23 protein-coding genes are annotated in these 24,466 nt (G+C 33.0%); 7 read left to right on the top strand and 16 right to left on the bottom strand.

What is annotated here, in order from left to right; genetic code table 11:
• Nucleotides 1–207: 207 nt before the first annotated feature.
• From QBK95_RS16780 to hemB, 6 genes are all read right to left on the bottom strand, one after another.
• Nucleotides 208–687 carry a methylated-DNA--[protein]-cysteine S-methyltransferase gene (locus tag QBK95_RS16780; protein ID WP_445012633.1) on the bottom strand — a complete coding sequence of 160 codons (480 nt, stop codon included), beginning with the start codon at nt 685–687 and terminating at the stop codon, nt 208–210.
• Nucleotides 684–1,802 carry a CNNM domain-containing protein gene (locus tag QBK95_RS16775; protein WP_280935707.1) on the bottom strand — a complete coding sequence of 373 codons (1,119 nt, stop codon included), beginning with the start codon at nt 1,800–1,802 and terminating at the stop codon, nt 684–686. The genes QBK95_RS16780 and QBK95_RS16775 overlap by 4 nt, the downstream gene beginning before the upstream one ends.
• A 70-nt stretch (nt 1,803–1,872) precedes the next feature.
• Entirely contained in the window at nt 1,873–2,388 is a 516-nt protein-coding gene (locus tag QBK95_RS16770; protein WP_280935706.1) for a DinB family protein, read from the bottom strand.
• A complete protein-coding gene (locus QBK95_RS16765) occupies nt 2,388–2,786 on the bottom strand; it encodes a c-type cytochrome (RefSeq protein WP_280935705.1) in 399 nt (132 codons plus the stop codon). The genes QBK95_RS16770 and QBK95_RS16765 overlap by 1 nt, the downstream gene beginning before the upstream one ends.
• A 124-nt stretch (nt 2,787–2,910) precedes the next feature.
• Entirely contained in the window at nt 2,911–3,294 is a 384-nt protein-coding gene (locus tag QBK95_RS16760; protein ID WP_280935704.1) for a tellurite resistance TerB family protein, read from the bottom strand.
• Nucleotides 3,295–3,311: 17 nt separating this feature from the next.
• Complete coding sequence (gene hemB / locus QBK95_RS16755; RefSeq protein ID WP_280935703.1) at nt 3,312–4,286, bottom strand: porphobilinogen synthase; 975 nt, start codon at nt 4,284–4,286, stop codon at nt 3,312–3,314.
• Nucleotides 4,287–4,439: 153 nt separating this feature from the next.
• On the opposite strand from hemB, the gene QBK95_RS16750 reads away from it, so the two are divergent.
• The 4 genes from QBK95_RS16750 to QBK95_RS16735 all read left to right on the top strand — a co-directional run bounded on the left by QBK95_RS16750 (nt 4,440) and on the right by QBK95_RS16735 (nt 12,661).
• Entirely contained in the window at nt 4,440–5,321 is an 882-nt protein-coding gene (locus tag QBK95_RS16750; RefSeq protein ID WP_280935702.1) for an ABC transporter ATP-binding protein, read from the top strand.
• Between the two features lie 2 nt (nt 5,322–5,323).
• Nucleotides 5,324–8,926, top strand: a complete 3,603-nt coding sequence (locus tag QBK95_RS16745) for an ABC transporter permease/M1 family aminopeptidase (protein WP_280935701.1) — start codon at nt 5,324–5,326, stop codon at nt 8,924–8,926.
• A gap of 455 nt (nt 8,927–9,381) precedes the next feature.
• The gene (locus QBK95_RS16740) at nt 9,382–10,884 is read left to right on the top strand and encodes a carboxypeptidase-like regulatory domain-containing protein (RefSeq protein WP_280935700.1); all 1,503 of its coding nucleotides are present in this window, start codon (nt 9,382–9,384) and stop codon (nt 10,882–10,884) included.
• A gap of 271 nt (nt 10,885–11,155) precedes the next feature.
• The gene (locus QBK95_RS16735) at nt 11,156–12,661 is read left to right on the top strand and encodes a carboxypeptidase-like regulatory domain-containing protein (RefSeq protein WP_280935699.1); all 1,506 of its coding nucleotides are present in this window, start codon (nt 11,156–11,158) and stop codon (nt 12,659–12,661) included.
• Nucleotides 12,662–12,668: 7 nt separating this feature from the next.
• Here QBK95_RS16735 and QBK95_RS16730 read toward each other — a convergent pair whose 3' ends face one another.
• From QBK95_RS16730 to hemA, 9 genes are all read right to left on the bottom strand, one after another.
• Nucleotides 12,669–13,067: a hypothetical protein gene (locus QBK95_RS16730; protein ID WP_280935698.1), complete on the bottom strand. Its 399-nt coding sequence runs from the start codon at nt 13,065–13,067 to the stop codon at nt 12,669–12,671.
• Between the two features lie 116 nt (nt 13,068–13,183).
• On the bottom strand, nt 13,184–13,795 hold the full coding sequence (locus tag QBK95_RS16725) for a hypothetical protein (protein ID WP_280935697.1): 612 nt from the start codon (nt 13,793–13,795) through the stop codon (nt 13,184–13,186).
• Nucleotides 13,796–14,297: 502 nt separating this feature from the next.
• Nucleotides 14,298–15,200 (bottom strand): oxygen-dependent coproporphyrinogen oxidase, encoded by a 903-nt coding sequence (gene hemF / locus QBK95_RS16720; protein WP_280935696.1) that lies wholly within the window; start codon nt 15,198–15,200, stop codon nt 14,298–14,300.
• Between the two features lie 5 nt (nt 15,201–15,205).
• Nucleotides 15,206–15,991, bottom strand: coding sequence for an EI24 domain-containing protein (locus QBK95_RS16715; RefSeq protein WP_280935695.1), 786 nt, complete (start codon nt 15,989–15,991; stop codon nt 15,206–15,208).
• A gap of 81 nt (nt 15,992–16,072) precedes the next feature.
• Complete coding sequence (locus QBK95_RS16710; RefSeq protein WP_280935694.1) at nt 16,073–16,561, bottom strand: DUF6973 domain-containing protein; 489 nt, start codon at nt 16,559–16,561, stop codon at nt 16,073–16,075.
• Between the two features lie 2 nt (nt 16,562–16,563).
• The gene (gene hemE / locus QBK95_RS16705) at nt 16,564–17,589 is read right to left on the bottom strand and encodes a uroporphyrinogen decarboxylase (RefSeq protein WP_280935693.1); all 1,026 of its coding nucleotides are present in this window, start codon (nt 17,587–17,589) and stop codon (nt 16,564–16,566) included.
• The gene (locus QBK95_RS16700) at nt 17,586–18,254 is read right to left on the bottom strand and encodes a uroporphyrinogen-III synthase (RefSeq protein ID WP_280935692.1); all 669 of its coding nucleotides are present in this window, start codon (nt 18,252–18,254) and stop codon (nt 17,586–17,588) included. The genes hemE and QBK95_RS16700 overlap by 4 nt, the downstream gene beginning before the upstream one ends.
• On the bottom strand, nt 18,255–19,175 hold the full coding sequence (hemC, locus tag QBK95_RS16695; protein WP_280935691.1) for a hydroxymethylbilane synthase: 921 nt from the start codon (nt 19,173–19,175) through the stop codon (nt 18,255–18,257). It abuts the gene before it with no gap.
• Complete coding sequence (hemA, locus tag QBK95_RS16690; protein WP_280935690.1) at nt 19,175–20,425, bottom strand: glutamyl-tRNA reductase; 1,251 nt, start codon at nt 20,423–20,425, stop codon at nt 19,175–19,177. Before hemA ends, hemC begins: the two co-directional genes overlap by 1 nt.
• Nucleotides 20,426–20,624: 199 nt before the next feature.
• Here hemA and QBK95_RS16685 point away from each other — a divergent pair, with 199 nt between their 5' ends.
• Entirely contained in the window at nt 20,625–21,515 is an 891-nt protein-coding gene (locus QBK95_RS16685) for an AraC family transcriptional regulator (protein WP_280935689.1), read from the top strand.
• 9 nt (nt 21,516–21,524) lie between these two features.
• Here the strand turns inward: QBK95_RS16685 and QBK95_RS16680 are convergent, their stop codons facing one another.
• Nucleotides 21,525–21,698, bottom strand: a complete 174-nt coding sequence (locus tag QBK95_RS16680) for a hypothetical protein (protein ID WP_280935688.1) — start codon at nt 21,696–21,698, stop codon at nt 21,525–21,527.
• A 236-nt stretch (nt 21,699–21,934) separates the two neighbouring features.
• On the opposite strand from QBK95_RS16680, the gene hemH reads away from it, so the two are divergent.
• Complete coding sequence (gene hemH / locus QBK95_RS16675; RefSeq protein ID WP_280935687.1) at nt 21,935–22,972, top strand: ferrochelatase; 1,038 nt, start codon at nt 21,935–21,937, stop codon at nt 22,970–22,972.
• Nucleotides 22,972–24,360 (top strand): MATE family efflux transporter, encoded by a 1,389-nt coding sequence (locus QBK95_RS16670; protein ID WP_280935686.1) that lies wholly within the window; start codon nt 22,972–22,974, stop codon nt 24,358–24,360. Before hemH ends, QBK95_RS16670 begins: the two co-directional genes overlap by 1 nt.
• Nucleotides 24,361–24,466: the final 106 nt, after the last annotated feature.

Below are 24,466 nucleotides of genomic sequence, written 5' to 3'. Positions count from 1 at the left end.
AGCATAAATGTCAAAAAAAAGAAATACGCAAATTATTGAGAGATATCTATATGCTTGTATCATAGGATAATATAATCATAATCTATATTATATAAACAAAAAAATTGATCGTACCCTAAATTATATATAGATGTGTGCAGTAATACTGATGTATTTTGTGTTTACTCTATGACAATAAGTATTCTTAAACTATTGATTGTTAGTTCTTTAAAAAAGTGATTGTTGTTTTACAGGGTTTTCATGATCCAATAACCATTTTTTGCGCCACAATCCTCCCGCATATCCCGTAAGTGATCCATCACTACCAATTACGCGATGACAGGGAACTACAACCCACAAAGGGTTTTTTCCATTAGCGGATGCAGCAGCTCTTATACATTTAGGATCTCCTAGTCGCTTAGCAATATCCAGATAACTTACTGTTTTCCCAAAAGGAATATTAGATAGTTCATGCCAAACTTTTTTTTGGAAATCTGTGCCAGAAGGGTTTAACTTAATATCAAAAGTATTTCTGTTTCCTTTAAAATAATCCTGTAATTGGATTACTGCTTTTTGTAATACATCTGGAATTTTGGCAGAAGGTTTTTCTGTAGTATCTTCTGTTATTGAAATCTTACTTATTCCATTTTCATCGCCTGTAATCGTAGCTATCCCAAGTGGCGTTTCTATGAAAGCGGTTTGAATCATTCTTCCTTTTTATCATCCAGAATACCTAAACGTCTTGCTCTGTTCTCCCAGTTTTTTCTTGCCAGTTCCTGCATATTAGAATCCTGATCACTCTCGTCCATGATTTCTAACCCAAGAAGCGTTTCAATAACATCTTCCATACTGACCAAACCACTAATCGAACCATATTCATCGACTACCAATGCCATATGTTCTTTATGCTCTACTAGTTTTTCGAACAAATTAGGAACTGCTACATTACGATCTACAACAAATACCTTTCGCTTAAGGTCATTTAATTTTTTAGCATGATTATCTTCAGCCATTTCTTTATACACCTCATCCTTTAGCACATATCCCGTTATATTATCTGGATTATCAGCATATACTGGGATTCTGGAAAAACGAAGGTTTTTATTAGCTTCAAAAAAATCTTGAACATTCTGTTCTTCGGGAGCAATTTTCATAACACTTCTAGGTGTCATGATATCTTTTGCAAAAATGGCTTTAAAGTTTAGCAGATTTCTGATTATTTGAGATTCAGACTCTTCAAAAACACCTTCTTCTTCTGCAATATCTGCCATCGCGGTAAAATCCTCTCTACTTAATACCGATCCGTGATGTCCTTTTCCTCCAATTAGTTTTGTAGTTAATTGCAATAACCAAAGTATTCCTGTCCATTTTAATGGCCAAATCAATACATGTAAGGCTTTCGAAGTAAAATTAGCCAGCTGTTTCCAATAGGTTGCTCCAATCGTTTTGGGTATAATCTCAGAGGCAACTAATATCAATATTGTCATCACAGAGGATACCACTCCTACCATTAAATCTTCTGTAATTTCCATTCCAAGAAACGTACGTGTTTCGGATCCATACATTTCTGCATATGCTACTTTTGCTTGTACACCTACTAATATAGCTCCTACAGTATGGGCAATTGTATTAAGTGTTAGAATCGCAATAAGCGGTCTGTCTACATCTTTTTTTAGCTTTTCTAAAGAAGATGCATAGGCTTTACCTTCTTTTTTCTTAACATTCACAAAGGTTGGGGTAATACTAAGCAACACTGCTTCGAGAATCGAACATAAAAACGAAAAGAAAATAGATACGACTCCGTATATAATAAGTAATGCCATAATATATAATTAGTTTTGCTAAAGTAAGGATTTGCTTATCATTTGTAAAAAGAAAAGATAAGAATCCTTATCACCAACCCACGTACCTTGGTGGTTTAATTTCATTAAGATTTAGATATACAATCAATTGTCCTCTATGATGTGTTACATGGTCTTGCAATAAATTTAGAATCTGAAGCCTTGACTTTGGGCCTGCAAAAAAATCAACCTCTGCTTTTAAGGCATCCTCATCTACCGTCTTTATGCGATCATAAACAAGATCAAATGACTCCTTGAGCAATAGAATAACTTCTTTTTTAGATTCGGGCACATTTTCAGAAAACTGCTTTCGATCAAAAGTTTCTTCAGAAAAATAGTTGGTGCCAAGCCAACGCATATTTCCGCAGATATGAAGTAGTTGATTCTTAAAATCCATCTCGCGTTCTGTAGGTTTAAAAACATAATGTTCTTCGGGCATGGATTCGGCAATTGCTAACAGATATTCTTTAGAATTACTCCATTTTTCTAGAAACGCGGATTTGGGTGTTGTGTGTTGAGACATTACAGGATACGAAATAAGAATACAGATTATTAAAAAATTCTTCATTATTTTTTAGTCACTTCATTCATATATACTTCTATTGCCTTGAGTTCTTCATCAGAAAACTTCTCTAATCGTGCAAAATTAGTCTTCATAACTGAGTAATTATCTGGATCTACAATCGGATCTTTCTTTTGTCTAAGAAAACCAATAATATCCCCATTTTGCTCTTTATAGATTTTCATAATCTCTGCAGTACTTGGACCTACAGATTTTTTATCTAATCTATGGCAAGAAAAACAGTTTCCTTTGCCTTTGAAGAGTTTTTCACCTAATTCAAATTCTGGAGATTTTGCTTTTTTCTTCCCTCCGATAACGATTTTTTCTTTTTCAGGTTTCTTTTCGGATTGACAGCTAGTTGCGATAAAAGTGATACTTAACAATAATAAAACAACATGTTTCATCTTTTTAATTTTAGAGGTTTTATAAAAGTGGTTATACTAAAATCAATACCAATCAAGTCAATTCGCAAGGTTTCTTAATTTTAGTCTATTTAGTTTTTGAAACAGATTTTGAGAAATTAATTTTCTACAAATGATTAAACAAATTATCGATGTCTTTTTTAAATCTTTCTAATAGATCCTTAGAGAAACTATTAATCACCTTTTCTTCTTTAGATCCCATACCATCACTTGCTTCTGCAATTTTTGTTAAGGCATAAATCATAAAGTCATATTCTTCGTCTGGGCCATTATCAGAAAAAACTTCTATTACTTTTTTATAAAGGGTTTCGATATCATTTTGATTTTCATTCTCGTAATCAAATGACCATTTTATTTCTTCTCCTTTGGGATGCGCTTTCAGTATTTCTTCCAGAGTTTTCACTTCCTCTTTCTGGATAACACCATCACTCATTGCAATTACATACAATAACTCTCCAAAAGTTTGATACAATCGATCCCTGCTTATCATATAGTTCTAATTTATTACTATCCTAAAAGTTTCACCACATCTTTGGCAAAATAACTTGCGATGATCTGCGCTCCTGCTCTCTTAAATGCAATAAGTTGTTCCATCATAATCGCATCATGATCTAACCACCCTTTTGCGGCAGCTGCCTTCAGCATCGCATACTCTCCACTCACTTGATATACTGCTACTGGCACATCTACCACATCACGCACATCTCTTACTATATCCAAATACGCCAATCCAGGTTTTACCATAACAATATCAGCGCCCTCTTCTATATCCATCAATGTTTCTTTAATCGCTTCATCCCGATTTGCAAAATCCATCTGATATGTTTTTTTGTCTCCAAAACCAGGTGCAGAATCCAGCGCATCTCTAAACGGTCCATAAAAACCAGAAGCATACTTGGCACTATAACTCATAATACCAGTATTCTTATAGTTTTCTTCTTCTAACAAGGTTCTAATTGCCAGAATTCTGCCATCCATCATATCACTAGGAGCAACAAAATCAGCTCCAGCTTTTGCATGGGATAAGGACATCTGAGCTAATACTTCGCAGGTAGGATCATTGACAATATACCCATCTTCTACAATCCCATCATGACCATAAGAAGAATACGGATCTAGTGCTACATCAGTCATGACCAACATTTCTGGAGCGACATCTTTAACAGTTTTAATTGCTCGTTGCATTAATCCATCGGGATTCAACGCTTCGGTTCCTTTATTATCTTTTAGGTTATCTGGTACTTTTACAAAAAGTAATACTGCCTTTAATCCCATCGCCCAAACCTCTTTTACCTCATTTTTCAACAAATCGAGACTATATCTGTAATATCCAGGCATGGATGCAATCTCTTGTTTTACATTATTGCCTTCTACTACAAAAAGAGGAACTAAAAAATCATTGGGAGTAATCGTATGTTCTCTTACTAAAGATCGAATCGAATCATTGGTTCGTAATCTTCTATTTCTACGGAGTTGATGCATTAACTTGCTACTAATTTATAAGAAACGTAAATATACCAACTATAATGTAACTTTAGGCGGATCGTTTTTATAAAATTAATACAATTCTGTAACAAACACACCACATTTTATACTAACAATTCAATACATAAACTTTGCTAAACTTTATATAGTATGCTTACAATAAAAAATCTGAACAAGACGTATCCAAATGGAACACAGGCGTTAAATGATGTAAATCTTACCTTAGAAAAAGGAATGTTTGGTCTTCTTGGCCCTAATGGCGCTGGAAAATCAACCTTGATGAGAACGATCGCTACATTGCAACTTGCGGATACAGGATCTATCGATTTTGACGGCATTGATGTTTTTAAACAACCAGAAGAGCTTAGAAAAACATTAGGCTATTTACCTCAGGATTTTGGAGTATACCCAAAGGTTTCTGCAGAAATGATGCTTAATCATATTGCCAAGGTTAAAGGCATTACCAATACCAGCGAACGTAAAGGATATGTTGCCGATTTATTAAACAAGGTGAACTTATATAAATTTAGAAATCGAAACCTGGGAGATTTTTCTGGTGGGATGCGACAACGTTTTGGAATTGCGCAAGCCTTATTGGGAAATCCAAAACTAATTATTGTAGATGAACCAACAGCAGGTTTGGACCCATTAGAACGTAATCGTTTTCATAACTTACTAAGTGAATTAGGTGAAAATGCTGTCGTAATATTATCTACTCATATTGTGGATGATGTAACTAATTTATGTGAGCATATGGCGGTTTTTAATGAAGGAAGAATTCTTGCTCAAGGAAATCCGCAAGAGTTATCACGTACATTGGATGGAAAAATATTCAAAAAACAGATTGAAAAAACTGAATTGGAACGTTATCAAAATGAATTTACTGTGCTTTCTAATTATTTAAGAGGAGGCCAGTTCTTTGTGAATATATACAGTGAGAGTGCTCCAGGAAATGGTTTTGAGCAAATGAACAATGGTTTAGAAGAATTCTATTTCTATAGTATTAATCAAAAGCAAGAACAGGAGGCATAATTATGAAAGAAATATTCTTATTCGAAATACAATATCGTCTTCGTCGACCTGCTACTTGGATTTATGCTGGATTAGGGCTTGCTATGGCATTGTTAATAGCAGTTTTTCAAAAATCTGTTACTGCACAATTTGTCAATAGTCCTAATAATATTATAGATGTTATAGCTCCAATTTCTGTGATTTCTATTTTCTTTTATGCTGCTATTATGGGAGTTCCCATTTTTAGAGATCAGGATCATAAAACTGCACAGACTTATTTTACATTTCCGATTACGCAAAAATCGTATGTATTAGGAAGGTTTTTTGGAAGCTTTACTATTGTTACATTATTAAACCTATTTATTGTACTAGGTGCAATTATAGGTTTTACTACAGGAATGTATTTAGATAGACCAGATTATGGGGATTATGATGCTTTTAATTTATCTTCATATCTCCTTCCGTTCATATTTATCTTACAGATCAATGCATTTCTAATAGGTTCTCTCTTCTTTTGTTTGATGGCCTTTTTTAAGAAAATGCCTATTATATATCTTGGAGGAATATTTTTATTCTTATTATATAGTATTTCAGGAAACTTACTCGCCAGTCTAGATAATCAATGGCTAACCATATATTTGGATCCTTTTGGTGGAAGAGCTTTTAGTTTTGTCAAAAAGTATTGGTCGGTTAATGAATTAAATATTAATCAACTTCCAATCTATGGGAAATTTTTATTAAATCGAATGCTTTGGTTGGGATTAGGATTGTTATTTTTCTTACTAACTTTATTTAAATTCGACTATAAGAAATTCTTAATTTCTGGTAAAAAGGAAAAGAAAACTAAAGGAGATACGCATGCGCCATCATTTACAGGTGTTATATCTCAGATATTCAATAAAAAAACAGAAAGAAACAACTTACTGTCATTAAGTAAAATTGAATTTCTTTCTATCATTAAAGATCCTGTTTTTATAATTTTGATTGTTATTGGAATCTTACTTTCTTTAATTACAATTTATAATGCTAATGAGATTTATGGAACTCCTAATTTACCGCTTACGAGATTTGTAACGACTTATATTTCTGGAGGAATCTCTCTCTTATCCATTATTATTTTAATTATTTATTCTGGTGAAGCAGTGCATAGAACTCGTAAGAACAAAACTTTTGTGTTTTATGATGCATTACCGATTAACAATACAAGTTTATACTTTTCTAAAGTTATTTCGCTATTAGGTATTGCAGGTGTACTAGCATTTGTAAATATTCTAATTGGTGCGTTGTTTCAAACGTTTAATGGTTATTTTGGATATGAACTAGGGATGTACGCAGTTTATAATTTTGCACTCATTCTTCCTAGTTTTATTGCAACTATATTTCTGTGTTTTTTCATTCATGTTTTGGTGAATAATAAGTTCTTAGGCCATTTTATAATTATATTAATATATATTGGACTTCCACTATTAGTTACGTTAGCATTTAAAAGTAATAATCCATTACTTATTTTCACAGGTTCTACACCATTTTTCTTAAGTGACCTGAATGGGTTTGGTCATTATATGCACGGTACTTTTACATTAAACTTGTATTGGGCCTTAATGATGGCTATACTATTAGTAGTTGGAACCATATTCTGGAATCGTGGATTCTTTTCTACAGCAAAAGAACGATTAACCTTAGCCAAAAGAAGGTTGAATTTCAAAATGATCGGAGCCTTAACCATGGTGATCATTGCTTTTGCTTCTGTAGCAGGTTATGGTTATTATAATTTAAAAGTATTGAATACTATTGAAAGTGGAGATTACTTTAATGAAATCGCTGCTGAGGCTGAAAAAAAATATTCACGATTGATCAATCAGGCACATCCACAGGTTACTGATTTAAAAGCTTATATTGATGTATTTCCAGAAAAAAGAGCCTTAAAAGCTACAGGAGAATTTAAGTTGGTTAATAATTACGCCACTCCTATTGATACCTTGTTATTAAATGTTCAATATCCAGTAGAACATACACAATTAGGAGAAATCATCTATAATGGTAGTCCTATAAAACCTGTAGTTTCTGATACGGTTAACAGGATGTATTTCTATAAATTACCTAATACATTACAACCAAAAGATACTGCTGAATTGTCAATTTCTATGTCTGCCGAAACCAAAGGGTTTGCAAATAGCATAGAAACACAGGTACTAAACAACGGTACCTTTATAAATAATTCTATATTTCCAAGTTTTCATTACGACAGGTCTCTTAGTGACAATGGTACCAGAAGAAAATATGGATTAGAAAAATTAGATTATTTATTTCCTCCCAGAACAGATTCTACTGCTTTAAAAAAGAATCTATTTAATGAGGATGCTAATTATATCAATTTTGAAGCAGTAGTGAGTACAGCATCAGATCAAATTGCTATTGCACCAGGTAAATTAGTTAAAGAATGGAAGGAAGATAACAGAGCGTATTACCATTATAAACTAGAGTCTCAGACCGACTTATTCTTTAATGTAGTTTCAGCCAGATATGATGTAGAAAAATCAAGTTGGACGGCACCTAGCGGTAAAAAAGTAGCTATAGAGATCTATCACTCTCCTAAGCATAAAAGAAACTTGCAGTATTTTATTGAAGGGACGAAGGTAGCATTAGACTATTGCTCTAAGAATTTCTATGAGTATCCTAATTCTGTGATCAGAATTGTAGAGTTCCCCGCTCATTCGACATTTGCACAATCTTTTGTAACTACGATCCCGTATTCTGAGGATTTTGGATTTGCTGCTGATTTTGATAAAGCAGAAGATTTTAATTATGCTTTTAGGGTAACTGCGCACGAAGTTGCACATCAATGGTGGGGACATATTGTAACTCCTAGTAAAACATCTGGAGCTAATATCATCTCTGAAACCTTAGCAGAATACTCATCCTTGATGACTATGAAAAAAGAATATGGAGAAAATGGAATTAAAAATTTCCTTAAGTATTCTCTGGATGCATACCTAAGAAGTCGATCCTTTAGTTTTAAACCAGAACGTTCTTTAATGAATGTAGAAACAGGAGGATATGTTTGGTACCGAAAAGGATCTATGGTGATGTATGAACTGCAGGATATTATTGGTGAAGAAAAAATCAATACTGCCTTAAAAGGTTTTCTTGATGAGTATAAACATTTTGAAAAAGGAGTATATCCTACCTCAGAGAATTTATATGAAGCGCTATATAAGGTAGCACCAGATTCTCTAAAATACTCGGTAGATGATGGTTTTAAAGAAATAGTATTATACGAAAACATAACCAAAGAAGCCAAGACCAAAAAACTGGATAATGGTTCTTATGAAACTACCTTTACAGTAGATTCTAAGAAGATTTATTATGATGATAAAGGAAAAGAAGAGCGTACCGATGATACGACCAACTATATAGAAATTGGTTTGTTTGGTGAGGATATTGTAGATGATCAAGAAGTACCTCTTAAGAACCCATATTACCTGGAACGAAAGTGGTTACAACCTGGCGAAAATACATTCACGATTGTGACTGATAAAAAACCAGAAAAAGCAGGTATTGATCCTTATAATAAATTAATAGACAGAAACTCTAATGATAATTTAAGAAGAGTAGATGAGGAATAAAAGGTTTCTAAAACCTAGTTGTTTGCCTGCCATACTATAAATGTGGTAGCAATAAAAATTTAGTTAGTTAGTTGAATTCTGAAAATCACGATATGGACGCGCTGTTACTATCGTGATTTTCTTTTTAAAAAAATAAGTATTGCTCACTAATTAATAACAAAACAATCTTACTGTTTTTATCATCATATACCTTCAAACAAAATTTAATGTAATAAAGCACAATCCCTTACGACTACCTATGTAAGGGATTTTTTGTTTAATTGGAATTAGCCAAATATTCCGTTTTCTAAAAAATCACAAAGAAGCTCAGGAAATTCGTTTTTCTGGGCTTTCTTCTTTTTTTGGTGCAATTCTTGTAACAAAGTTTTCTCGTATCAGTCTTCATATACAATGTGCAGGCAACCTTTTTACTAAAAATGATGTCTATACTAATACATCAATCTAAATAACAACTCATGAAATTCTATAACTACATTTTGTTCTTTGTATGTTCTACATCTTTGCTTCAAGCACAAACCATCAGCTCTAAAGTGGTAGACAAAAAAACAAACGAACCTATCCCATATGCTACAATTCAATATGCAGACAATGGTGGCGTAATCACTAACGAAGAAGGAACCTTTAGTTTTACTCTGGATAAAAAACAAACAGCCATTGATTCTATCTATATCTCTTCTATGGGATATGCTACCGTAGGGATTGCACTCAATAGTATTACTGATAGTATTATATATATAGAACCCAAAGCGATCGAGTTAAGTGGGGTTTTTGTGTCTAATAAAAAATTAACCATTGATGAGATTATCGACAATGTAAAAGAAAATGTAGATCAGAACTATAGCAAGGATATGTCTCATAAAAAGCTTTTTTTCAGACAATCTAATTTTAGCGATATCAATAAGATCGATATCGAGTTTAAAAAATCTACGATTGCAGAGTTTAACGAAAAGTTTATCGATAGTGTGGTCTCTATCATCCCCAGAAAATCATCGTACTATACCGAAGCGTTATGTGATCTATATGGAGATTTTAACAAACAAAAACTTAATATTATCAAAGGTGCCGAACTCTATGATAAGAGCAATGATGGATCCATGGAGGCACTATCAGAAAAACTGGAGGATATCCTAAAAAAGAACGTAAAACCAAATTCTTATTTAAAAATAAAATCAGGTTGGATTCTGGGAACCAAAGTACAGATGGATTCTATTTTTGATAACAATGAAGAAGCTGCAGAGGTAAAAAAAGAAGTAGAAAAACCAAATAAAAACGAAGAAAACTATTTTCTTAACTATAGAAAATCATCATTACAAAACATATTGGCCAGTATGTTTTTTCAAGAAGATTCTAAATTAAATTTTATTGAAAAATCAGGTCGATACAAGTTCGAACTTATGGATTACACAACCATTGACGACAGTAGCGTATATATCATCAATTTTGAACCTAAAAGAAGTGCTGATTTTAAAGGAACTATGTATGTAAACACCGAGGATTTTGCGATTATGCGAGTAGATTATAAGAATGTAAAAAACCTAAAAAGTATTAGTTTATTAGGAGTCAGTTTTAGGGATAATCTATATGCTGGGAAAACCATTTTTTCTAAAGGTGCAGATGGTAAGTATAGTGTACGCTATATCGAAAAAACAAGAGGGAATCAATATGGTATTGATCGCCCACTTAAAATTATCGAGAAAAACAAATTCGTAAAAGGAAGACGTAAACAAAACGAATTATCCTTAGGTCTGGATATCGGTGCAGGCGAAATCAGCAAATACGAAGTAGTTATTTTTGATTCTAAACCAATAACCGAAGGTGAATATGAAAGTAGTACAGAAAACAAAAGTATCAAACCACAATATTTATCTAAATACGATCCAGAATTCTGGAAAGGATATAATATCATAGAGCCTAATACAGCCATCAAGCAGTTTACAGTGCTTGAAGGTGAGTCTTAAATATATTGAGGATCATTGTATGATCGTACCTAGATATCCTCTTTTTGACATAACATTTGATACAAGGCACTGACTAAAAGAAAGCCATAGGTTCAATACATGTTTTTATAAAATCCATAATATTTAAGATATTCTCTGTTATAAATCAGTAGGTGACTCGTCTTATTATAAGACATATAATCATAATGATATTCTTTTGTGTGGTAACTATGCCCTAGATACATTGAGAATCTATATTTTTATATGGTAATTTTATGAATCTACTGAAGCTATGAAAATTTATAAAATCTTATTACTAATCCTTTGTGTGTGCCTAAATTTTTTTTCAGTTACTGGCCAAACGATTAGTTCCAAAGTTGTCGATAAAAAAACCAATGAAGTAATTCCGTATGCAACCATACAAATTGGCGAAAACCAAGGAATCGTAACAAATGAAGAAGGACGTTTTAGTATTACACTAGATGAAATTCAATCAAAAATAGATTCGATCTATATCTCTTCTATGGGATATGCTACTGTAGGTGTTGCGGTGCAAAATATTACAGATAGCATCATCTATATAGAACCCAAAGCGATAGAGCTAAAAAGCGTATTTATCTCTAACAAAAATCTAACTATTGATGAAATCATTGATAATGTAGATGATAATATGGAGGAAAATTATAGAGATGCTCTGGCAAAAAGTAGGTTGTTTTTTAGAGAAACCAATACTAGTTTTATCAAAAAAATGGATATTAAATTTAAGAAATCTAGTATCGCAGAGATTGATAAAAATCTTGTAGATAGTATTTCTAGAGTTGTACCCAGAAATTCTGTTTTTTATGCAGAAGCCTTGTGTGATTTTTATGGCAATACAGAAAAACAAAAGCTAAATGTAATCAAAGGTGCTCGTTTATATGACAAAAATAATGGAGGATCCTTTGAAGCCATTTTCAAAAAGATGGAAAAGATATTTAGAGACAATGTAAAGCCCGATTCTTATATCAAAATAAGATCAGGTCTATTTAGTCAAAAAGTACAAGTAGACTCTATCTTAAATGCTAATGAGGATGCTGCAGCGATTGCAGATGGAATTGAAAACCCAAAGGAAAATTTCTTCTTTAAGTCCAGAAAAATGAATCTTAAAAATCTTTTTAATGAGACATTTTATCAATCAGATACCAAACTAAATGTGATCAAAAACTCTGGACGATACAATTTTGAACGTGTAGATTATACCATATTAGATGATATAGGTGTGTATGTGATTAATTTTACTCCCAAAAGAAGAGGTGATTTTAAAGGAACTATATATGTAAACACAGAAGATTTTGCGATCATGAGAATTGATTATCAAAACGTAAAGCGACTGCGTAGTTTTAATCTATTGGGCCTTAGTTTTGAAGAAAACGGATATAGCGGAACTACTATTTTTGCAAAAGGACCTGATGGAAAATATGGAGTTAAGTTTATTGAAAAAGTAACCGAAAACAAGTTTGGAGTAGATCGACCTCTAAGTATTATTGAGAAAAACAAAAACGTAAAAGGAAGAAACAAACAAAATCAATTATCACTTAATCTTGATGTTATTAGCTATGCTAAAAACAAATATGAAGTTATTGTTTTTAATGCAACCAATATTACTGAGTCAGAATATGCAAGTAGTAAAGAAAATAAAAATGTGGATTCAGCATATTTATCAAAATATGATCCTGATTTCTGGAAAGGTTATAATATCATAGAACCCAACACTGCTATAAAACAATTTAAGGTTATTGAGGAACAGATTGAAGAGTAACCAATAGCTATTTTTGTAATTGCAAGGTCTTTATCAGAGCTTCAAAATAAAAATCTTCCTGTTTAGGGATAATAACAGCCTTGTAAGCCGTATTCTTTATAATATAATATGATGAAGATTCCTGGTTTAAATCTGGATCATGAAGATTCACTATATTCTGTATAAAATCATTAATCAGTAATACCTCATCATAGGTAATCTCTCGTCTTAATGTAGGCTGATCACTTTTATATACTAAATAATCATTTCTAAAACTGATAGATTTTTTTGCTTCGTGTACCTTATGAAATTCAAAAGTAAAATCCTGAGAAGCAAAGATGGTATTAATATTTTCTACAGTCGGTTCTACACTGCGTGCACATCCTACTATACCCATAACCACCAATAACATTAAAACTCTCTGCATCCTACTGTAATATGAAATTTCTTATTATGATAAAGTTATATAAAAAAGGGTATTAGCTACAACACTAATACCCTTTTTAATTGTATTGAAAACCCAATAAAAATTGGTTATATTCTTTATTTTAAAGCTAATCTTTTAATAGAACTTTCGAAATCTACATTTTCAAGATTGCTTATCAGTAGACCGATACCACCTAACTTAGATGCTACAATATACTCTGCCTGATATTTCTTCTCCATCTTGTATCCTTTTAAGTATTTTAACTTAACAATCTTTGAAGTTGGCGTAAAGAAAAATCTTCCGTGAATCCTTTTGTATCTTACTTCCTGAACATTTGCTTCGTCTTTTAGTTCTCTACTTAAAGCCTCCACTACAGTTGCTGCTCTATGCTCATCTAACTGATAATAATCACAAGCATATATAAATACGTAGTTCTCTACATTTTTCTCGTCTACAAATAATTGAAAATCAACCTTTTTGTTTTCGATCTTTTTTAATTCTTCTAATGCAATATCTTTAAACTTAGATTTTTCACTTAGTGAATCTAATCTTACTTTAAATTGCTCTGGAGATGTTTTTTCGTATCCAGCCGTAAGCATAATAGTATTCTTACGAAATTCGATTGTGTTTTTCTTGAAACTTGCAAATTTAGGTTTCTGTTTTCCGTCTGTGAAATATTGACATCCTGTCAGAAGGATTACAGTTAACAATAGTAAAATTTTTTTCATAGGGTTCTGGGTGTTAATTGGTTTTCTTTAAAATATTAAGCCCCACAAGTTAGCGCAAGTTAATAAAAAAAATCACAACAACAACCTTTTATCCTGTTTTTTAAGCACTTAAACCGATTTATTTTGGTTATACCCCGTTTTTACTAGGATTAATGGTAAGATAAGACTCACTAAATATTGCATTTTAGCCGTTTTTTTGCGCTTTTTATCGTAAAAAAATAGTAAATCTATATCATTTTATTCGTGTAAACGATACAACTAAGAAGATCAAAGGTATTTTATGCAAGGTTGAAAAAGTATATAGTGGTACTGAATCACAGGCACTAAACCTAAATCATATTTGTTAAAATTATAAGCGGTTCCAAGAAACACGAAAGACATTTATAAAAAAAGACAAAACAATTAGGAGCAGATAAATTACAGGAATTACTTTAACAATCTGTAAATTATTAGGGTATAGATTTAGGTAGTTATTTTTCTTACTTCTAATTATACGACCTTATCATATCCAATCTACTGGATTCTTTAATACCGTAATCAACCTTTCTTCTTCACTTCCAGAAGCTGGATGATGATCATATCTCCATTGTACTTGTGGAGGCAAACTCATTAATATACTTTCTATTCTTCCGTTTGTTTTTAAACCAAACAAGGTTCCTTTGTCATGAACCAGGTTAAACTCAACATATCGCCCTCGTCGAATCTCCTGCCAGTCTTTTTGATCCTTAGTATATGTTGCGTTTTTTCTGCGTTCTACGATGGGTACATACGCTTCTAAAAAACTATCACCAATCTCAGTCACAAAATTATACCAATCCTGCATCGACATATCATCTGTTGCCTTGCAATAATCAAAAAACAAACCTCCTACTCCACGACCTTCACCTCTATGCGCATTATAGAAATATTCATCACATTTCTTTTTATATACAGGATAAAAATCTGCATTATGATTGTCGCAAGAGGTTTTGCATATCTTATGAAAGTGTTTCGCATCTTCATCAAACAAATAATAAGGTGTTAAATCCTGTCCTCCACCAAACCAGCTATCTACAATGTTTCCATCAGCATCATACATTTCAAAATATCGCCAATTGGCATGTACTGTTGGCACCATAGGATTTTTAGGATGTAAAACCAACGACAATCCACAGGCAAAGAAATCAACATCTCCTACATTAAAATAACTCTGCATGGCTTTAGGCAATTTGCCATGAACTCCCGAAATATTTACGCCTCCTTTTTCGAATACTGCTCCATTCTCGATCACACGCGTACGACCTCCTCCACCTTCTGGTCGTTTCCAGATATCTTCTTTAAATGTTGCTTGACCATCAATTGCTTCTAATCCAGAAGTGATGGCGTCCTGAAGATTCTGTATGTATTGATAAAACTTTTCTTTCATTGTAATTATGCTTCAATCTTAGAAACCTCTTCAGAAGTTTCTGTTATCATTAATCCTTCTCTATCTAAAATCTTTACAGTCTCTGCAGAAGCTGCTACAACCGAAATCGGAAGCGTTACTATAAATCCAACAATTGGAATAAATAACATCAACATAAACACCAATCCATTACCGATCGCAGTTCCTCTATGCTTTCGCACAAACTCAATACTTTCTTTGTACTTAAAATGCCGTTCCATCGTATAATCCATATTACCAAAACCTACATAATATGCCTGTATCACAAAAATTAAAATTGTTGTCACAATATTTACAACAGGGATAAGACTAAGAACCAATAAAGGAAGTATAAACAATAATTCTCTAAATAAGTTTCTAACATTGATTCGAACACCTCTCATTAATTGTTCTCTAAAGGAAGTATTACGATGTATATGGGTATGATCGCCTAAAATGTGTGCTTCTACTTTTTCTGAAACGGGGCTCATAAATGGAGCAGACAACGCCATCACAATATGCTTATATAGCACTAATCCAACTGCCAGGATTAGGAGGATACTTAAATATTTACTAATCACTGCAAAGGTTTCTGATCCCCATTCCCAAACCCATGCTTTGGCAATAAATCCACCTAATGGATCAGACAAAAACCAAGCTAAAACCATAAAGATGACTCCAGTTAAAAAGCTAATCAGAATTGGAATTGCAAAGTATTTCCACAATCCAAGTTTTGAGATTAAAGCAAAACCTCCAAAATATGCCTTGATACCGCTAATGATGTTCTTAATCATGATGTAATGAATTGGTTAACGCTTTATAGGTAGTGTTTTTATGATTTTTGTTTCAATTTATGTACTATTCTTTTACTTATTTTATTCTGAAAGGTACACCAAATAACTAGTGTTCTCCTGCACGGATTTAACAGTTTCCACTACTTTAGCTTCACAAAGTCTTTGCTCCAAAAAAGTGATAATTTCTTCTTCTGAAGCATTTTTTAACTTCATAAAATAATCTCTTCCTAAAGCATTATTATGCAAATCCATTGCCTCTTCTAAAGGTTTGTTTGGAGCTAATTTTTCATGTAAATCAGTCACTTTTTGAGCCCAAATCATTGATTTATTTGCATTTCTAGTACTTCTAAAGGTTTTTTGGCAAATCAAAACATTCCACAATGCATGCCTAAATGCATTAGGTTTACCATTGTTATGATGCGTTGCTCCATATAAAGTATTGCAAATAATCATGGTTTGTTTCGTGGCCTTCGCCGTCGGAAAAATCAATAATGGTTTCTGAAACATTAATCCCGATAATCGGAATAATTGCCAAAAACTAAATCGCCTAATCAGACTTCGGATTTTCATGACTACACTTTGTATTCTTTTACAGCATCTACAAAAGCTTTTGCATTATCCACAGGAATATTAGGTAAAATCCCATGTCCCAAATTTGCTATATATCTATCCTTACCGAATTCATCAATCATTTGCTTTACCATTTTTTTGATATCTGATGGTGGAGATAATAATCTGGATGGATCAAAATTACCTTGTAGTGTAATATTTCCACCAGTAAGGTATCTTGCGTTTCTCGCAGAACAGGTCCAATCAACGCCTAATGCCGCAGCTCCAGACGCAGCCATTTCTTGTAATGCAAACCAACATCCTTTACCAAATACAATAACTTGAGTTTCATCTTTCAGTGCATCTACGATCTGCTGAATATATTTCCAAGAGAACTCTTGATAATCAACGGGAGAAAGCATTCCTCCCCAACTATCAAACACCTGAACCGCATTGACCCCATTCGCTACTTTTTTCTTCAGATAGGCAATTGTAGTATCTGTAATTTTCTGCAATAATTGGTGTGCAGCTTCTGGCTGTGTAAAACAGAAGCCTTTAGCTTTGTCAAAGTTCTTAGAACCTTGCCCTTGTACCGCATAACACAGTATTGTCCATGGTGATCCAGCAAAACCAATTAATGGAACTCTATTATCTAACTTTTCTTTTGTCATTTTGATTGCATCCATGACATATCCTAACTCTTCATCAATATCTGGAATAACCACCTGATCAACATCTGATTGTGAACGAATTGGTTTTGGCAACCAAGGACCAATACCATCTTTCATCTCTACTTCGATATTCATCGCCTGAGGAATAACCAAAATATCACTAAACAATATTGCTGCATCTGGACCAATAATATCAATAGGTTGTACTGTAATATCTGAAGCCAACTCTGGTGTTCTGCATCTTGTAAAGAAATCGTATTTCTGTTTTAAGGCCATAAATTCTGGTAGATATCTTCCTGCTTGTCGCATCATCCATACTGGCGGTCTATCTACTGTTTCTCCTTTTAAAGCTCTTAAAAATAAATCGTTTTTTATCATATCCTTTTATCAAAGTATTTAACTGCCTGAACGATAACATTCTCTACAGTTGGTTTGTTAGCAACAATAATATTGTTGGTGTATTTTTTAATCTCGGATGCTGTAGTATTTCCTATACAAAAAGCTGTACCAGTACCTATTACATTATTAGAAAAATAACTCTGTACTCCTGATGGACTAAAAAAGAATACGCCATCAAAATTACGATTCAGTTTCCTTGTTTTTATATGAGTTTTATATACTACTTTTTCCTCTAGATGAATATCATTTTCTTTTAAAATGGCTGGCAATTCATCCCTTCTTATGTTTCCGCAAAAAAAAGAAAACTGCTCTGTTTTGTGTTTTTTTGCTATAATTTTGCCTAAATCTGAAGCATTTTTAGCTGTTTCAACAACTTTTTGACCATTTTCTTCCAGCAGTTTTTTTGTATTCTCTCCTACACAAAAACATACATCAATAATTATATCTGTATTTTGAATTGCTTTTACCGCATTCTTACTTGTAAATATTGCATTTGCTATTGGAGAGGTATATGTTCCTGAAATATCTAATATTTCAATCTCAATTGCACTATATGCTACAACTCCGATTCCCGCATTTAGTAACAACTCTTTCTGAGCTACTGATAGTTTTTTTGTGGATAATATGGTAGCATTTGCACTCAATTATTTTAAATCTGCTTTAATCTTCTTCATCAATTCTTTTCCACCATTATGTAATATTTCTTCGGCACAAGTAATTCCAAAACCTTCACGATCCTCGATACGAATTGTCTTTACAACCTCGATCTTATCTTTTCCATCCAAACTAAACAAGACTCCCGTAAAATGGATATATCCTTCTTTAATTTTGGCCAAAGCTCCTATTGGTGCTGTACATCCACCTTCTAGTTTTCTAAGAAATTCTCGTTCTATATGTACACATATTTTAGAATCCGCATGATTCAAATGAGAAAGCGCTTCTAAACAGTAAGCATCTTCTTCTTTGGCAACAACCAACATAGCTCCTTGAGCTGGTGCAGGTGTCATCCAATCAAGATTCAAATAATCTTTTGGCTTTAGATTAATTCGCTCTAATCCAGCAGCTGCAAAAATAGCTCCGTTCCAATCGTTATCTTGTAATTTCTGCATACGGGTATTTACGTTACCTCGCAAATCAACAATATTATGATTAGGGTATTTATGTAGCCATTGTGCTTGTCGTCTTAGACTTCCAGTAGCTATTGTTGCTTGTTCTTCCTTGTCCAAAAAATCTAATCCTTTATGTAAAAGAATATCATTTACATTTGCGCGTTCTAACACAGCAGCTTCGACAATGCCTTTAGGTAAAGCAGTCGGAACATCTTTCATAGAATGTACTGCAATATCAATATCGTTATTGATCATAGCAACATCCAAGGTTTTTGTAAAAATACCAGTAATCCCTAATTCATACAACGGTTTATCTAAAATGATATCTCCTGTGGATTTTACAGGAACTAATGAGGTAGTGTACCCTAAACTTTCTAATATATTCTGTACTGTATGTGCCTGCCAAAGTGCTAATTCACTATCTCTGGTCCCAATACGGATTGTTTTATTCGCCACTATTTATTCTGTATTTGGAATACTTTCTGAATTAATTCAATGCTTTCATCAGATGAAGTATTTTCATCCTTAAGATGATTTGCAAAATGATTGGTGATTTTTTGAATAATACGATCACTTATTATCGTAGCTTGTTCTTCATTAAAATCAGACATCTTTTTTCGTTGCAAATTAATCTCTGCTTCTTTAAACGTGCTAAGTTTGTTTTTTAAAGCTTTTATGGTAGGAGCAAATTTTCTAGTTTCTAACCAGCTATCAAATTCTGTTTTTACTTCTTCTATAATCCCTTCAGCTTTAGGTATCTGTACACGTCTGCGTTGCAAAGTATCATCCGTTATTCTTGATAAATGATCCATATGTACTAAAGTAACATTTGGTAATTCAGTAACGTTAGTATCTACGTTTTTAGGTACAGATAGATCTAAGATCAATAGCGGTTTATCTGTATCAACAATATACTTGTTAATTGTTGGTATCTGTGCTCCAGTAGCTACTATCAGCACATCGGCTTTATTAACCTCTTCTTTAAGGTTATTAAAATCTTTAACTACAAGATTAAACTTTCCAGCTACTTTCTCTGCCTTATTTCTTGTTCTGTTTATTAAAACAATATGATCGTTTTTGGTATGTTTTATTAAATTTTCGCAGGTATTACGTCCTATTTTTCCTGTACCAAAAAGTAAGATATTTTTATCGGACACATAGGGTACTCTTGCCAAAATATATTGTACCGCAGCAAAACTAACAGAGGTGGCTCCAGTAGAAATTTCAGTTTCGTTTTTGATTCTTTTACTTGCCTGAATTACGGCATTGATCAATCGTTCTAAAAATGGATTGATCATCTGTATTTTTTTTGACGCTCTAAATCCTGATTTTATTTGACCAATGATTTCAAAATCTCCCAGAATCTGGCTATCTAGTCCTGTTCCTACTCGAAACAAATGTGAAACCGCTTTACTATTTTTATGTACATAGGCAACTTTTTCAAACTCTTCGACAGTTCCATGCGTATGTTCACATAAAAGTTTAATAAGTTGAAATGGGTGTTGAGCAAAACCATATAACTCAGTACGATTACAGGTAGACATCACTAAAAGGCCTTCTATCCCTTCTTCTTTAGCCTGATTAAGTATAGCAGTCTTTGCCTCTTCATTTATACTAAAATGACCTCTTATCTCTGCATCAGCTTTTTTATAGCTCAAGCCGATAGTATAAAAATTAGTTCCTTTGTTCCGTAGGTGAGGCTCCATTAAGTTCTCTTAATTTTTCGGTAGCAAAAATATCCTACATCTAGTTTAAAAAATAACGCTAGCAGTTTTTTTAATATCGAAAAGCGTTGTTTATTCCTTCAAATATGCTAAAACGGGTAAAAACACCTATTTTTGTATAAGTACCATAGATTCCAATCTAAGTAGTTTAGATTAATTCTAAATAAATATTTTTGTCCTGATGGAAATACAACTAAAAAATAACGCTCAAGGAATTTTAGAAGAAACCTTTATAGAAGATGGGTTTTACATTCTAAAATTTCAAAACGAAACCAGTGATACTCAAAGAATTATCCGTGATATAGACAGCAGTTATATTCAATTTCATTTTTGTTTAAAGGGCAATATGAAATTTAATTTTAATAACGGAAGCTACGCTTTACCATTGCCACAGAAAAAGTCCCTGCTATTGTATAATCCTCAAAGAGATCTACCTATGAATCTGGAGATGGAAAAAGATTCTTGGTTGGTTTCTCTTTTAATTTCAATAAAAAAATTTCATTCGTTATTTTCTAAAGAAGCAGATTATATTCCGTTTCTAGGAGAAGGTAATCGAGATAAAAAATATTATACAGATGCTGACATTTCTCCATCCATGACAGTCGTTTTAAATCAAGTTTTAAATTATAATCTCCATAAGTCTATTAAGCTTCTATATTTTAAAGGTAAATCTTATGAATTGTTAAGTTTATACTTTAATAAACCAGAAGATGCGGACATTGAGCAGTGTCCTTTTTTAGTAGATGAAGAGAATGTTCTTAAAATAAAGGAAGCTAAAGAAATTATTATTTCCAGAATGGCAGAGCCTCCTACTCTTTCTGAATTGTCCAAGGAAATAGGATTGCCGTTAAGTAAGCTTAAAGATGGGTTTAAACAAATTTATGGCGAACCTGTATATGCGTTTTTGTTTGACTATAAAATGGAAGTAGCCCGACAATTATTGGCTTCGGGAAGTCATAATGTAAATGAAGTAGGGTTAAAAGTAGGATATAGTACAGCGAGCCATTTTATAGCTGCGTTCAAGAAAAAATTTGGCACTACACCAAAAAAATATGTGATGAATCTAAGTTGATAACTTATCCTAAGATTCCTTTACTGGAATCCCTTCTCCTTTTTGTAGAGAGACTATAGAATCATACATTCCTCTATTATCTTCTCCAGTGTCACTTAAAACTGATACGAACTCGAAATGCTCCAATAACTCTAAGACAAAGGGCAGTTTATCGTTTTCGACATCTACAATAATACGTTTCATTTCAATGCTTTTTTGATCTTATAAAAATACTAAAATAATAGTTGGTAACTCTTAGTTTATAAGATTTTAACTTAGGGCTATAATTTGTTTACTTTTTATTAAGCAATTCTGAGTTATGCGTTTAACCATGCTGTTTTACTCGCTGTTTTCTAATCTTACCATAAGCAAGTCTTATTGTTTTTTTAATAACTATCCATATAATAGTTTGTATTTTTACTTCCCGAAAAAGAAAAATTATGAGTAAAGGTGTACTTCTTGTCAACTTAGGATCTCCAGATAGCACAGATCCAAAGGATGTAAAGAAATATCTCGGTGAATTCTTAATGGACCCTAGAGTTATTGATGTGCCGCTTTGGGCAAGAACATTATTGGTTAAAGGTATTATCCTTAATACCAGACCAAAAAAATCTGCCGCAGCATACAAAAAGATATGGTGGGATGAAGGTTCTCCATTAATTGTACTTTCAGAAAGATTACAGAAAAAAGTCGCAGAACGAACTTCAATACCTGTTGGATTAGCCATGCGATATGGTTCTATGAGTTTAAAAAGTGGTTTGCAAGAATTACACGAAAAAGGGGTTGACGAAGTATTAATAGTCCCTTTATATCCACAATTCGCCATGGCGACTACTGAAACTATTTTAGTGCTTGCCGAAGAACTACGGAAAGCACATTTCCCTCATATGAAATTAACAGATATTCCTGCTTTTTATAATAAACCAGACTATATTGAGGTACTATCTAATAGCATAGCTGAAAAAATTAAAGATCTGGATTATGAACATCTTTTATTTAGCTATCATGGTGTGCCAGAGAGACACATTAGAAAAAGTGATATTAGTAACGGAAACTGTAAAATGGACGGAAAGTGTTGTTTTAAAAAAGGATCTGTACAACACGAGTTCTGTTATCGCCATCAATGTGAGTTAACCACTGTACAAGTAGCGAAAAAATTAGGTCTTAAAAACGGTACATACTCTACCTCATTCCAATCTAGATTAGGTTTTGATCCATGGTTACAACCTTATACCGATAGAACTATTGAAAGAATGGGTAAAGAAGGTATTAAAAAAATGGCTATTGTTACGCCCGCATTTGTTTCTGATTGCCTGGAAACTTTAGAAGAAATTGCTATGGAAGGAGAAGAAATCTTTCATGAGGTTGGTGGAAAAGAATTTACTACGATTCCTTGTTTGAATGATCGTGATGATTGGGCAGACATCATAGGAAATTGGGTGAATGAATGGGCCAATGTTAAAACAACTGTCATATAATGGCAAAAGTTAACTCTGATGCATTAGGCACCCAACCCATAGGAAAACTTCTTGTACAACAAGCCGTACCTGCTTCTATTGGAATCCTTGTCATGTCATTAAACATGATCGTTGATACGATTTTCTTAGGACGTTGGATTGGTCCATTGGCTATTTCGGCAATTACAGTTGTGATTCCTGTAACTTTTTTTATTGGGGCGATTGGGTTAGCTATTGGAATCGGAGGTAGCTCTGTGTTATCCAGAGCATTGGGCTCAGGAAATCATGACAAGGCTTTGCGTGTATTCGGAAATCAGACCACGCTTACTTTTTTGATTTCAGGATTTCTTGCAGTAATGGGTTTATTATTCCAAGATTATCTTATCGGATTTTTTGGAGCAGATGACTCATTTAAGGACTACGCACTCACTTATTATAGAATTGTCCTTTATGGAATCGTTATGTTATCCATGTGTATGATGGGTAATAACGTAATCCGAGCAGAAGGTCAACCAAAATTTGCCATGATCGCTATGATATTACCTGCAATCGGTAATATTTTTATGGATTATCTTCTGATTAACGTTATGGGGTATGGAATGGAAGGAGCTGCCTGGGCAACCTTTATTAGTTACGGAATTTGCTTCGGTTTTATTGCCTGGTTTTTTATCGTCAAAAGTGAATTAAGACTAACCTTTGAATATTTCAAACTTAAACCCACAGTAGTAAAAGAGATTAGTGGATTAAGTTTTGTTACCTTAGCCAGACAAGGAACTATCGCCGTACTTACGGTATTATTGAATAATGTTTTAATTACATATGGAGATGCACTGGATGTTGCATCTTATGGTATTATAAGTAGAATGTTGATGTTTGCTTTATTTCCTGTAATTGGAGTAAATCAAGGATTTATGCCCATTGCTGGATATAATTATGGTGCTAAAAAATACCAACGAGTGAGACGTACAATTAATACTTCAATTAAATATGGAGGTATGTTGGCAATTTGTATATTCACAATTATCATGCTATTCCCTGAAAGTTTTGTTTCGCTTTTTGTGAGTAGTAAAGAATCTTTAGATCCTGAAACACTTGCTAATAATGCAGAGATCTTGAAAAGAACTCCATCGGCGTTGCGGTTTGTGTTCTTAGCCACGCCAGTAATCATTGTTCAACTTATAGGGTCTGCCTATTTCCAATCTATAGGAAAAGCTATACCTGCGCTATTATTGAGTCTTACCAAACAGGGTTTCTTTTTAATTCCTCTCATCTTAATTCTTCCACCATTTTTAGGTGTTTTAGGAGTTTGGATTGCGTTCCCAATTGCAGATGTACTATCGACTATTCTTACAGGTTATTTTCTAAACAGAGAAGTTAGGAAAACTTTAGTGATCCCTAAGACAACTTAATTATCGATTTAATCAACTAAGGTTAAATTTACGTGAAAATCTTTCTGAATAATTTTTTATTCCAGATTTTAGTGGGCCATCAAATCTACTCCACTTTATGTTTTAG

This window comes from Aquimarina mycalae (genome assembly GCF_029906345.1).
Taxonomy (GTDB): Bacteria; Bacteroidota; Bacteroidia; order Flavobacteriales; family Flavobacteriaceae; genus Aquimarina.
The sequence above is the reverse complement of the archived record's forward strand: the minus strand, read 5'-3'. Positions and strand labels throughout refer to the sequence as shown.